The 12228-nt window shown below is 72.5% G+C and carries 11 protein-coding genes; 10 read left to right on the top strand and 1 reads right to left on the bottom strand.

Going from position 1 to position 12228, the window contains the following annotated elements:
• Positions 1-14 precede the first annotated feature (14 nt).
• Positions 15-995: an MBL fold metallo-hydrolase gene (locus O7612_RS18300; RefSeq protein WP_282265825.1), complete on the bottom strand. Its 981-nt coding sequence runs from the start codon at positions 993-995 to the stop codon at positions 15-17.
• Between the two features lie 68 nt (positions 996-1063).
• Here O7612_RS18300 and O7612_RS18295 point away from each other — a divergent pair, with 68 nt between their 5' ends.
• From O7612_RS18295 to O7612_RS18250, 10 genes are all read left to right on the top strand, one after another.
• The gene (locus O7612_RS18295) at positions 1064-2611 is read left to right on the top strand and encodes an AMP-binding protein (protein ID WP_282265823.1); all 1548 of its coding nucleotides are present in this window, start codon (positions 1064-1066) and stop codon (positions 2609-2611) included.
• Between the two features lie 33 nt (positions 2612-2644).
• Entirely contained in the window at positions 2645-3796 is a 1152-nt protein-coding gene (locus O7612_RS18290) for an acyl-CoA dehydrogenase family protein (protein ID WP_282265821.1), read from the top strand.
• 14 nt (positions 3797-3810) lie between these two features.
• The gene (locus O7612_RS18285; protein WP_282265819.1) at positions 3811-4842 is read left to right on the top strand and encodes an acyl-CoA dehydrogenase; all 1032 of its coding nucleotides are present in this window, start codon (positions 3811-3813) and stop codon (positions 4840-4842) included.
• Between the two features lie 73 nt (positions 4843-4915).
• Positions 4916-6007 (top strand): LLM class flavin-dependent oxidoreductase, encoded by a 1092-nt coding sequence (locus O7612_RS18280; protein WP_282265816.1) that lies wholly within the window; start codon positions 4916-4918, stop codon positions 6005-6007.
• Entirely contained in the window at positions 6004-7005 is a 1002-nt protein-coding gene (locus O7612_RS18275; protein WP_282265813.1) for an LLM class flavin-dependent oxidoreductase, read from the top strand. The genes O7612_RS18280 and O7612_RS18275 overlap by 4 nt, the downstream gene beginning before the upstream one ends.
• Entirely contained in the window at positions 7002-8792 is a 1791-nt protein-coding gene (locus O7612_RS18270; protein ID WP_282265811.1) for a class I adenylate-forming enzyme family protein, read from the top strand. Before O7612_RS18275 ends, O7612_RS18270 begins: the two co-directional genes overlap by 4 nt.
• The gene (locus O7612_RS18265) at positions 8789-9784 is read left to right on the top strand and encodes an LLM class flavin-dependent oxidoreductase (RefSeq protein ID WP_282265809.1); all 996 of its coding nucleotides are present in this window, start codon (positions 8789-8791) and stop codon (positions 9782-9784) included. The genes O7612_RS18270 and O7612_RS18265 overlap by 4 nt, the downstream gene beginning before the upstream one ends.
• Positions 9785-9799: 15 nt before the next feature.
• Positions 9800-10771: an enoyl-CoA hydratase/isomerase family protein gene (locus tag O7612_RS18260; RefSeq protein WP_282265807.1), complete on the top strand. Its 972-nt coding sequence runs from the start codon at positions 9800-9802 to the stop codon at positions 10769-10771.
• Positions 10772-10780: 9 nt separating this feature from the next.
• Positions 10781-11764: an LLM class flavin-dependent oxidoreductase gene (locus O7612_RS18255; protein ID WP_282265805.1), complete on the top strand. Its 984-nt coding sequence runs from the start codon at positions 10781-10783 to the stop codon at positions 11762-11764.
• On the top strand, positions 11761-12096 hold the full coding sequence (locus tag O7612_RS18250) for a VOC family protein (protein WP_282265803.1): 336 nt from the start codon (positions 11761-11763) through the stop codon (positions 12094-12096). The genes O7612_RS18255 and O7612_RS18250 overlap by 4 nt, the downstream gene beginning before the upstream one ends.
• The last annotated feature ends 132 nt before the right edge of the window (positions 12097-12228 follow it).

Raw genomic sequence — 12228 nt, 5'->3', positions numbered from 1 at the left:
GGGCCGCCCCGGTGTCACCGATCGGCGGTGACGTGGCGCAGCAGGGCCAGGGCGTGCACGAGGGCGAACCGCCGGGTGCCGCGACCCAGCTCGTCCCACGGCTTCTTCCAGGGCATCCGTCGGGCGAGGTCCCACGCGGTGACGCCGTCGCCGGTCAGGCCGCGGACGGTCGCCACCTCGTCGTGGTGGAACGCCGCGAGCGCCTCGGCCCGGGCGGCGACGTCCCGGTAGGGGAACTGGTGGGCCGGGCAGGCGATGGTGGCCCCGAGGTCGCGCAGGCGGGCCAGGGTCCGGAACAGGTCGGCGGCCGGGTCGTCCGCGGGGCGGCTGACGATGGCGAGCTGGGTCGGTCCCTCGGCCATCATGGTGTCGCCGGTGAAGACCAGTCCCCGGCTGTCGAGGTAGACGGTGTGCCCGTAGGTGTGCCCGGGGGCGGGCAGGGCACGGATGGTGACGTCGCCGAAGTGGAACTCGGTCTCGCCGGTCAGCGCCGTGTCGAGCCGCAGGTCCTCCGGGTGCGCGGCGACGGCGACCGCGTCGGCGTACATGGCGGCGACGACGTCGGGCGGGGCGCCGGTCAGGTCGAGCGCGGTGCGCAACTGCTCGAGGAAGGTGCCGCGCCGTCGGTGCATGGTGGTGAAGTCGTCGGCGTGGCCCATCACCACCCGGGCTCCGGAGGCGGCGCGTACCCGGTCGGCGAAACCGACGTGGTCCGGGTGGTTGTGGGTGAGCAGGACCGCCCGGACGGCGTCGACCCGCTGGCCGATGGACGCCACCGACCGCTGGAAGGACGCCCAGCAGCTCGGGTGGTCGTAGCCGGCGTCGACGAGGACCGGGCCGTCGCCGGTGGTGATCAGGAAGACGGTGATGGACCGCAGGGCGCTGCCGTGCAGCGGCACCGGGACGGCCCAGACACCGTCGACGACCTGGGCGGGGACCGGCACCTGACGGGTCCGCCAGGCGGTGGCGTGGGCGTCGCTCACGGGTCTGGACATCGTCGGACGGCTCCCTTACTGTGGGACACCAACATACCGGATGGTCGGAATCTAGCTCAAGGAGTCCGATGAGCGAGGAGCGGACCGGGTTCCGGCTCTGGGCAGCCGCGGAACCGGACCTGTGCGCGATCGTGACCGCCGACGACCGGCGGATCTCGTACGGTGACCTGTTCGCCGAGGTGAACCGGCTCTCGCACGGACTGCGTACGCACGCGGGCCTGCGGCCCGGCGACACGGTCGCGGCGGTGATGACCAACAGCCCCGGCCTGGTCGCGCTCTATCTCGCGGCGATGCAGTCCGGGCTCTACCTGGTGACCCTCAACTACCACCTCACCGCGCCCGAGGTCGGCTACGTCCTCGCCGACAGCGAAGCCCGGGTGGTGGTCGGCTCCACCCGGGTCGAGGACGTCGTGGTGGACGCCGCCGCGGCGGTGCCCGGCATCCAGGTCTTCGTCGACGGGACGCCCGGCACCGACCGGGCCCGACCGCTGTCGGCGCTCACCGCCGGGATGCCCGCGACCAGCCCGGAGCAGACCCCGGCCGGTTCGCTGATGATGTACACCTCGGGCACCACCGGCCGGCCGAAGGGGGTCAAGCGCCCGCTCAGCGGCGTCGACGCGGACACCGGCGCGCTGACCTACGTCTGGCTGTTCCGCGAGTTCGGCATGGAACGCGACGCGTTCGCGTCCTGGCTGGTGTCGGCACCGATGTACCACTCGGCCAACATCACCCCGGCGATGGGCGCGCTGCACGCCGGCGGCACCATGGTGCTGATGGACGGCTGGACGCCGGAGGGCTTCCTGCGCCGGGTCCAGCAGCGCCGGGTCACCGGGACCAGCATGGTGCCGACCCACTTCTACCGACTGCTGCAACTGCCCGAGGCGGTCCGCGCCGGCTACGACATCTCCTCGCTGCGCTACGTGCTGCACGGCGCCGCGCCCTGCCCCCGCGAGGTCAAGCAGCGCATCCTCGACTGGTTCGGCCCGGTGGTCTACGAGTACTACGGCTCGACCGAGGTCGGCACCACCGTCGCGCGGCCCCACGAGTGGCTGGCCCACCCGGGCACGGTCGGTCGACCGGCCTCGATCTCCACCCTGCGCATCCTCGACGAGCTGGGCAACGAGGTGCCCGTCGGGCAGACCGGCATCGTCTACATGCGCCAGGGCGACGACCGGATCGAGTACCACAACGACCCCGGCAAGACCGACGGCGCGCGCCGCGACGGCCTGCTGACCGTCTGGGACGTCGGCCACGTCGACGCCGACGGCTTCCTCTACATCACCGGCCGCGCGGCCGAACTGATCCTGGTCGGCGGGGTCAACGTCTACCCGGCCGAGATCGAGGCGGCGCTGATCGGCCACGACTGGGTCGCCGACGTCGGCGTCGTCGGGGTGCTCGACCCGGAGTTCGGCGAGGTGCCCCAGGCGCACGTCGTGCTCACCGACGCCGCACCCGACCCGGACACGGCCGTCGCGCAGCTGCGCCGGTACCTCACCGAGCGGCTGGCCAAGCCGAAGCGTCCGCAGTCCTACGTCGTGCGCGACGCGCTGCCCCGCGACCCGAACGGCAAGCTCTACAAGGCCCGGCTCGTGCCCGCCGGGGAGACCGGCGCATGACCGGCGACACCGACGACCCGCAGGGGGGTGGGCATGGACTTCGCTGACAGCGACACCGATCTGGCGTTCCGGCGCGAGGTGGGCAGGTGGCTCGACGGGGCGCTGGCCGACGTGCCCGACCAGGAGGAGCTGACCCAGGACGAGCGCGAGCACTGGTCCCGGGTGTGGCAGGACCGGCTCTGCGCCGGCAACTGGGCCGGGCTGTCCTGGCCGGCGGCGCACGGCGGCCGGGGGATGGACGCGCTGGCCCAGGCCGTCTTCAACGAGGAGGCCGCGGTCCGCGGTGCGCCGTACCCGCTCAACGGGGTGGGCATGATGCTGGCCGGGCCGACGATCATCGCGCACGGCACCCAGGAGCAGCAGGCCCGGCACCTGCCCGGCATCCTGCGCGGCGACGAATACTGGTGCCAGGGCTTCAGCGAGCCCGGCTCCGGTTCGGACCTGGCGAGCCTGACCACGGCGGCGACCCGGGTCGACGGCGGCTGGCGGATCAACGGGGCCAAGATCTGGACCTCGAACGCGCACAACGCGTCGAAGTGCCTGCTGCTGGCGCGTACCGACGCCGCCGCGCCGAAGCACCGGGGCATCACCTACTTCCTCGCGCCGATGGACGGTTTCACTGTCCGGTCGCTGGTGATGATCAACGGGGACACCGAGTTCAACGAGATGTTCCTCGACGACGTGTTCGTCGCCGACGACGGCGTGCTCGGCGGGGTCGGCGACGGCTGGACCGTCGCGCTCACCACCCTCGCGTTCGAACGCGGCAGCATGGCGCTGAACCTGTGGGTCTGGGCCCGCCAGGCGGTCGACCGGCTGGTCGACGTCGCGGTCGACCGGGGGGTGGCCGACGACAGCGCGTTCGTCGACGCGGTGGGCGCGTTGCAGTGTGACGCCGAGGCGGTCCGGATCGGGTCGATGCGGATGCTCGGCGAGAGCCGGGCCGGCGGGGTGCCGGGGCCGGAGACCTCGGCGCTCAAGAGCCTGTGGGCCCGGGTGGTGCAGAACGCCAACCGGCTCGCCGTGCAGCTCGACGAGGCCGGCGGGGTGCTGGTCGACGGCGACGGCGCGGCCGCCCGGATGCGCCGTTACCTGCGCGCCCGCGCCCACACCATCGAGGGCGGCACCGAGGAAGTCCAGAAGTCGATTCTCGCGGAGCGGGTGCTGAGCCTGCCCCGCTCACGCTGAGCGGAAGTGGTCCCGTGCGCGCGACATTCACCGAGGAGCAGCAGGAGATCGGCCGGACCGTGGGCGCGCTCGCGGACGCCGACCGGGGCACCGCCCGCGCGGCGCTGTCGGGCCGGTGGCAGGCCCCGGCCGGGGACGGACCCCTGCTGCGCGACTTCGGGCTGCTCGGGGTGCCCGAGTCGGCCGGAGGCATCGGGTCGAGCCTGATCGACCTGCTGGTCGCCGTCGAGGCGCTCGGCGAACGGCTGGTGCCGAGCCGGTTCCCGGCGCACGCGGCGGCCGTCCAGCTGCTCTGCGGCGACGAGCGACGTACCGGTCCACTGCCGGACGAGGTGCTCGACGGTCGCCGGGTGCTCACCTGCGCGGTCGACGTGCCGGGCGGCTCCGGCTGGGCCGACCGGGTGCCGTCGGATCCGCTGGTGCGGACCCTGGTGCCGTACGCGGCGCAGGCCGACGGCGTGGTCGCGCTCGGCCCGGCCGGGGTGTGGTTCGCCGACCCGGTCCGGGTCACCGTGCGGCAGTCGGTGGACCCGTCGGTGCCGTTGGCGGACCTGACGGTGGCCGCGCCCGAGCGGACGCAGCCCGCCGGGGCCGGCCCGCTGCGGGCCGCGCTGGTGGTGGCGGCCGAGCTGTGCGGGGTGGCGCAGGGGGCGGTGGACCTGGCCGCCGAGCAGGCCCGGACCCGGCGGCAGTTCGGTCGGGTGATCGGCGAGTTCCAGGGGGTCGCGTTCCCGCTCGCGGAGGCGGCCACCGCCCGCAAGGCGGCCTGGGACCTGACCCTGTACGCGGCGTGGGCGGTCGACACCGGTCGTCCGGACGCCGGGATCCAGGTGCACGCGGCCAAGGCGGCGGCCGGGCAGGCGGCGGTCTTCGCCGCCGAGCGGTGCATCCAGGTCCACGGCGGGATGGGCATCACCATGGAGGCGGATCCGCACCTGTTCCTGCGCCGGGCGTTCGTGCTCGACGCCCGGTGCGGGCGGGGCTCGTGGCACCGCCGACGGACCGGGGAACTGCGCATCCGGTCACGTCTGGCAGCACGCGGCTGACCTGCGGAAGTCTTGCCGGGCAGCAACCCGGGCAGTAACATACCGTCTGGTCGGAATAAATGAGGAGAAGGCCGTGAAGTTCGGAATCATGAACCTGTTCCCGGTGGCCGACGGCGCATCGGACCACCAGGTGCTCCGGGAGACCCTCGACGAGATCCAGCTGGCCGACGAGCTGGGCTTCGACTCGATCTGGCTTGCCGAACACCACTTCTCGACGTACGGCATCCTCGGCAGCCCGGTGAACTTCGGCATGGCCGTCGCCGAACGGACCCGGCAGATCACCATCGGCACCGCCGTCCTGGTGCTGCCGCTGCACCATCCCCTCCGGCTGGCCGAGGACATCGCCGCCCTCGACGTGCTCAGCGGCGGACGGGTCTCGATCGGCGTCGGACGCGGCTACCAGCCCGCCGAGTTCGCCGGCTTCGGCGTCCCGCTGGAGGAGTCCAAGCAGCGCTACCAGGAGACGCTGGAGATCCTCCGGCTGGCGCTGTCACAGGAGAGGTTCTCCTACCACGGCGAGATCTTCCACTACGACGACGTGACCACCTACCCGAGGCCGTACACGCCCGGCGGGCCGCCCATCCTCCAGGGCACGGTGTCCCCGGACAGCTTCCGGGAACGGGGCGCGGCCGGCGAGTCGATCATCACCTCACCGAACTTCACGCCGTTGGGCATCATGCAGAAGAACTTCGACCTCTACCGGCAGAGCATGCGGGAGAACGGCTTCGACATCTCCACCTACGACCTGCCCTTCATGCAGCAGGTCTGGTGCGGCGACGGCGAGGAGGGCCTGCGCGCGGCGGCCCAGGCGGCGATGAACTACTACAAGTCCGTCGGCAAGGTCATCCCCGGCTCGGAGGACGCCATCGCCAAGGAACGGGCCTACTACGCGGCCGTCGCCAAGAACATCGAACTGCTGACCCTGGAGCAGACGCTCACCCACGGCGGCAACTTCGGCTCCGCCCAGCGCGTCATCGACACCATCGAGATGCTGCGCGAGCAGCTCGGCATCAACCACTACATCGGCTGGCTGCGGATCCCGTCGCTGGACCGCAGGGCCGCGCTGCGCTCGATGGAGGAGTTCGCCGACAAGGTCATCCCGCACTTCCGTGCCCAGCAGCGCGTCGCCGCCAGCGTGCCCACTCCCGAGGCGGTCGCCGGGTGAAGATCAGCTGCTTCCTGAGCGCCCAGTTCGACCCGTCGGCGTCGGCCACCGAGGGCGTCGACGGCGTGCTGGCCCAGGCCGCCGCCGCCGAGGCGGCCGGCTTCCACGCCGTCTACCTCGGCCACCACTACCTGGCCCGGTCGGCGTTCGTCCAGCCGATCCCGCTGGCCGGCTACCTCGCCCACGCCACCTCCCGGGTCCGGCTCGGATTCGGGGTCCTGCTGGCCCCCCTGCTGAACCCGGTCGCGCTCGCCGAGGAACTGGCCTCGCTCGACGTGCTCTGCGGTGGCCGGCTGACCGTCGGCATCGGCGCCGGCTACCGCCGCCGGGAGACCACCGCGTTCGGCGTCGCCTGGGAGGACCGGCTGCGGCGACTGCGCGAGTACGTGCCGATCCTGCGCTCCCTGTGGAACGGCGAGACGGTCGACGTCGCCGGCAGCTGGGGCGAGGTGCCCGGCGCGTCCCTGGCGCTGCGCCCGGTCCAGCCCGGCGGCCCACCACTGTGGATCGGCGCGTTCGCCGAACCGGCCGTCCGACGCGCCGCCCGGCTGGACGCCCCCTGGCTGATCGGCCCCAAGGGCGACGACGCCGAGCTGGCCCGACTGCTCGGCATCTACCGGGCCGACCTGGCCGAGCGCGGCTTCCCCCTGCGGCGGGAGTACCCGATGAGCCGCGAGGCGTACCTCGGCGACAGCTTCCCGGCGGCCGTCGCGGCCGTCCGCCCGCACCTGGAACGGCAGTACGCCGGCTACAAGTCCTGGGACGACGCGCAGTCCCTCGACCTCGACCGGTACCTCGCCGAGGACTGCCTGGTCGGCTCGGCCGACGAGATCGTCGCCAAGCTGCGCCGCTGGGAGACCGAGCTGGGCATCACCGAGGTCTCGCTGCGGCACCAGTTCGTCGGCGCGAGCCAGCAGGAGGCGATGGAACAGCTCGCCCGCTTCGGCGCGGAGGTCATCCCGAGGCTCGCCACGACCGCGCCCGGGGTGACCCGGTGAGCGCCGGCCGCCCGGTGGACGCGGGCCGCCCGGTGGACGCCGGTGGCCCAGCGGGTGCGGGCAACCTGGTCGGCGTCCTGGAGGGGCGGCGGGCCGACCGGGGCGACCTGCCGGGCCTGTACGGCGAGGACGGCCGGTGGTGGACCTTCGACCAGATCGACCTGCTCGCCGGGGGCGTCGCCGCCGCGCTGCGGGCCGAGGGGATCGGCCCCGGCGACCGGGTCGCCTGCTACCTGACCAACGGTCCCGAGATCGTGTTCCTGCTCTTCGGGGCCTGGAAGGTCGGCGCGGTGCCGGTCACCGTCAGCAGCCTCTACAACGCCGCCGAACTGGCCGAGTCGGTGGCGAAGACCGCGCCCCGGCTGCTGCTGGTCGACGACCGCCGCCCGGACGTGGTCGCCGCGTTTCTCGCCGCCGGGGGCGGCACCGTGGACGCTGCCGCCGGGGGCGGCACCGTGGACCCTGCCGCCCGGGACGCCGGTGCGGACACCGCCGACGACGACACCGGGGCGGGCGACGTCGCCGCCCCGGTCCCGGTCCGCTGCGTCGCGGAGGCGTCGCCGGCCGGCGTGCCGACGCTGCCGTGGCGGCGGGAGATCCGGGTCGCCGGGGTCGACGTCGCGCCGGAGGCCGAGGCCTGCATCCTGTTCACCGGAGGCACGACCGGGCGGCCGAAGGCGGTCAGCGTCACCCACGGCGGGACGCGGGAGTCGCTGCTGCGGCTGGCCCGGGTCACCACCGGCACCGGGGCCGAGGGAAGCGCCGCCCACGACGCCCGCCCCAACCTGATCGCCCTGCCGCTGTTCCACAGCGGCGGCCAGCACGCGCTGCTGTTCGCGTACTTCGTCGGCCGTCCGGCGGTGGTCTGGGAACGCTTCGGCGTCGACCGGCTCGCCGACCTGATGGGGCGGTTCGGTTTCGACAACCTCTTCCTGCTGCCCACCATGGTCTTCGACATCGTGCACGCCGAGCGGGACCTGCCGTTCGCCGGGGTCCGGTCCGTCCTGGTGGCCGGGCAGGCGATCTCCTGGCCGGTGCGGCGCGCGTTCGAGCAGCGCTACCGGGTGCCGATCCTGGTCAACTACGGCTCGACCGAGGCCGGGCACATCGCCGGCTGGACGGGTCGGGACATGAAGACCGGGCGGTGGAAGCCGGGCTCCGCCGGCCGGGTCTACCCGGGCGTCGAGCTGGAGATCCGCGACGACGCCGGCACCGCGCTGCCGTCCGGCGCGCAGGGCGAGGTGGTGGTCCGCTCCGCGTTGACCAGAGGGTACGTCGACGACGTCGCGGCGTCGGCCGAGCTGGTCCGCGACGGCTGGGTGCACACCGGTGACATGGGCTACGTCGACGCCGACGGGGTGCTCTTCCTGGTGGGCCGCAAGCGGGACATGATCAAGTGCGGCGGTTTCCAGGTCTGGCCCGAGGAGATCGAGGACGCACTGCGCGGACATCCGCTCGTGCGGGACGTCCGGGTGCTCGGCCGGCCGGACGACCGGCTGGGGGAGATCCCGGTGGCGCTCGTGGTCCGGGCGGCCGACGGTGCGGTCTCCGACACCGACCTGGCCGGGCAGCTCGTCGCGTACGCCCGGGAACGGCTGGCCCACTTCAAGGCCCCCCGGCGGATCGAGTTCGTGCCCGCCCTGGAACGCAGCGCCACCGGCAAGATCAGCCGCACCGCGGCCCCCCTGCCGGAGGCGGGCGAGATCAGCCGCGTAGCGGCCCCCCTGCCGGAGGCGGGCGGGATCAGCCGCACGGCGGCCCTGTCACAGGGAGGCGAAGGTCGATGAGGTTCGGCATCATGGCGTCGCACCAGTACCCGCCCGGCGACGACCTCGGCAGGCACCTCGACGACCTGTTCGGCACCGTCGAACTCGCCGCCGAGCTGGGCTACGACTCGGTCTGGACGATCAACCACTTCCAGTCCAACCTGGCCACCCCGCAGCCGATCTCGATGCTGGCGAGCCTGATCCCGCGTTCGGGGGAGATGCTGCTCGGCACCGGGATCCTCCTGCTGCCGATGTTCCATCCGGTGCACGTCGCCGAGGAGTTCGCCACCCTGGACCACCTCTCCGGCGGACGGGTGGTGCTCGGCGTCGGGGCGGGCTACCGGGAGAACGAGTTCGCCGCCTTCGGCGTCGACCCGGAGACCCGGTTCCGCCGTTTCGACGAGAGCCTGCGACTGATCCGGGCGCTGTGGAGCGGAAAGCCGGTGACCCACGACGGCGAGTTCTATCCGCAGGTCGACGCCACCATCGGCATCCCGCCGCTGACCCCTGGCGGGCCGCCGATCTGGATCGGCGCCGGTGGCAGGAAGGCCGTCCGTCGGGCCGCCCGGCTCGGCGACGCCTGGTACGCGCCGGGCAACTCCCCGAGCCGTCGCTTCCTGCCCGAACACCTGGCCGTCTACAACGAGGCGCTGGCCGAGTACGGCCGGGATCCGGCGACGGTGCAGCGGCCCGTCGGCGTCGAGCTGTACTGCGCGCCGAGCACGGAACAGGCCGTCGCGGAGGCGTTGCCGCACGCCCGGGTCGAGTACTCGACCTACGCCGAGTACCCGGCGCTGCGCTGGCAGCGGGACCGGTTCGACGACCTGGTCCGCAACACCCTGCTGCTGGGCTCGCCCGAGTTCCTCGTCGAGCGGATCTCCGCCCTGCGGGACCTGGGTTTCGACCACCTGATCTTCCGGCCCGGGTGGCTCGGCATGCCGACCGACAAGCTGCGTGCCTCGCTGCGGCTGTTCGCCACCGAGGTGATCCCCGCCTTCCGTACCACCACCTGACCTAAGGAACCCGCCGTGAAGAAGACCGAAGCCGAACTGCTGGAGAACCAGTGGGATGTCGAGAACATGGAGGTCGACCCCGAGGTCCTGGCGAAGTACGTTCGGTACGACGTGGACGAGGAACGGGCCGTCGCCACGATCACCTTTGACCGTCCCGAGCGGCTCAACGCCATCCCGGTGGCCGCCTTCGAACGGGTCGGTGACCTGGTGAAGGAGGCCGAGACCGACGACCGGGTCAAGGTCATCGTGTTCACCGGGGAGGGGGAGCACTTCGGCACCGGCGCGGACGCCGCCGAACTCGGCCACTACATCGGCTACCGGGCCGGCACCGACAAGGCGTCCCGACGGCGACCCGCCCAGCGGCAGCGCATCCTGCCCGACCGCAACGTGCTCAGCTCCGGTTTCACCCGGCCGATCATCGAGTCGCTGAAGGCGACCATCTGCCAGGTGCAGGGCTACTGCTACGGCGGCCACTTCCAGATCGCGCTCTCCGCCGACATCGTCATCGCCTCCCCGGACGCCCGGTTCACCCACCCGGCGTTCCGGTACCTCGGCCCCGCCCCGCAGGACATGTACCACTGGATCGAGAAGGTCGGCCTGACCACGATGAAGGACGTCATGCTCACCATGCGGGCGATCGGCGCCGAGGAGGGCGAACGCAAGGGTCTGGTCACCAAGGTCGTACCCCGCGACGAACTCCAGAAGTGGGTCGACGACTACGCCGACGCGATCGCGGTGATGCCGCTGGACTCGCTGATGATGGGCAAGTCGATGATGCAGGTGGTGATGGAGGCGCGCGGCAAGGGGCTCGGGGCGATGACCGGCTGGGTCGGGCACGGCTGGGCCACCAACGTCAGCTTCGCCGACGGCGACTGGAACTTCCTCAAGGAGCGCCGGGAGAAGGGCATCGGGCAGGCGCTGGCCGACCGGGACCGGCTGGTCGCCCCGTACTTCCGGCTCAGCGACAGCCGCTCGCGGGAAGAGTAGGCGACCGGCGTGAAGTTCGGCATCCTGCTCGACCACCAGTACGCCCCCGGCGACGACCTGGGCCGCCGCATCGGTGAGACCGTCGAGTACGTCCAGCACGTCAGGGACCTGGGCTACGACTCGGTCTTCGGCATCCACCACTACCTGTCGTCGCTGCGCACCCCGCAGCCGCTGCCGCTGCTGAGCCGGCTCGTCGACCACTCCGGGACGATGCAGCTCGGCACCGGCATCCTCATCCTGCCGCTGGGCCACCCGGTGCACTGGGCCGAGGAGATCGCCACCATCGACCAGATGTCCGGCGGCCGGTTCGTCCTCGGCATCGGCTCCGGCTACCGGGACGTCGAGTTCGCCTCGTTCGGCATCGAACGGCGGACCCGGGTGTCCCGGATGAACGAGTCGCTTTCGGTGATGCAGCAGCTGTGGACCGGGGAGCCGGTGCACCACCAGGGCAGGCACTTCACCCTGGACGGGGTGCGGTGCAGCGTGCTGCCGGTGCAGCGGCCGCACCCGCCGGTCTGGGTGGGCGCCAACGGCCCGACCGGCATCGCCCGGATCGCCCGGCAGGGGCTGCCCTGGCTGGCCCCGTCCAACGTGCGCCGCAACTGGGCCGTCGGCAACCTGGCCGACTACCGCGAGCAGCGGCGGGCCGCCGGCTTCGACGAACGGGACGCGGTCTTCCCGATCCACCGCGACCTCTGCGTGGCCGACTCCGCCGACGCCGCGTTCGCCGTCGCCGGTGACGCGGTGAAACGCTCCTACGGCGAGTACGTCCAGTACGGCATGGACTTCTTCGAGTCGCAGTGGGACGCGATCAAGGAGAAGGCGCTCTTCTTCGGCTCGCCCGACGACATCGCCGCCAGGATCCGGGACTTCGCCGACGCCGGCTACAACCACTTCGTGTTCCGCGCCCAGTGGCTCGGCCTGCCGATCGAACGGTCCATGGAGATCGTGGAGCGGTTCGCCCGCGAGGTGATGCCGAGGTTCCGGCCATGAGGATCGGTCACGTGATCGTCCCCGCCGCCGACCTGGACGTCCAGCTCGCCTTCTACACCGCGCTCGGGCTCACCGTGCGGTTCCGCGACGGCGACCGGTACGCCGCCGTCACCGACGGCACGGTGACCCTGGGCCTGGCCGACGCCACCCAGCAACCCGTCGCCGGCCGCACCGTGCTCAGCATCCAGGTCGACGACCTGGACGCCTGCCTCGCCCGCCTGGTCGCCGCCGGCGCCACCGCCACCGACCCGGTGACCGGCCCGCACGAACGACGTGCCCTGGTCACCGACCCCGCCGGCAACCCCCTGACCCTCTACCAACCCCACCCCTGACCCCCACCCCCCACCTGCTCCCGGCCCCGTCGGTCCGCCCCGGTGATCATGAGGTTCGCGCCACTCTGAAGATCGATCCTGGCGTTTCCCTTGAACATCCTGATCATCGGGGCGGACCCGGGGGTGGAGGTG

The organism is Micromonospora sp. WMMD987, assembly GCF_029581435.1.
Lineage (GTDB): Bacteria > Actinomycetota > Actinomycetes > Mycobacteriales > Micromonosporaceae > Micromonospora > Micromonospora rifamycinica.
This window is presented reverse-complemented; position numbering and strand designations above follow the sequence as displayed.

What these genes read in the sequence shown, in the direction of transcription:
- O7612_RS18265 (WP_282265809.1), top strand. Translation starts at nt 8,789, where the DNA reads ATGAGGTTCGGCATCATGGCGTCGCACCAGTACCCGCCCGGCGACGAC.
- O7612_RS18250 (WP_282265803.1), top strand. Translation starts at nt 11,761, where the DNA reads ATGAGGATCGGTCACGTGATCGTCCCCGCCGCCGACCTGGACGTCCAG.
- O7612_RS18290 (WP_282265821.1), top strand. Translation starts at nt 2,645, where the DNA reads ATGGACTTCGCTGACAGCGACACCGATCTGGCGTTCCGGCGCGAGGTG.
- O7612_RS18295 (WP_282265823.1), top strand. Translation starts at nt 1,064, where the DNA reads ATGAGCGAGGAGCGGACCGGGTTCCGGCTCTGGGCAGCCGCGGAACCG.
- O7612_RS18300 (WP_282265825.1), bottom strand. Translation starts at nt 995, where the DNA reads ATGTCCAGACCCGTGAGCGACGCCCACGCCACCGCCTGGCGGACCCGT.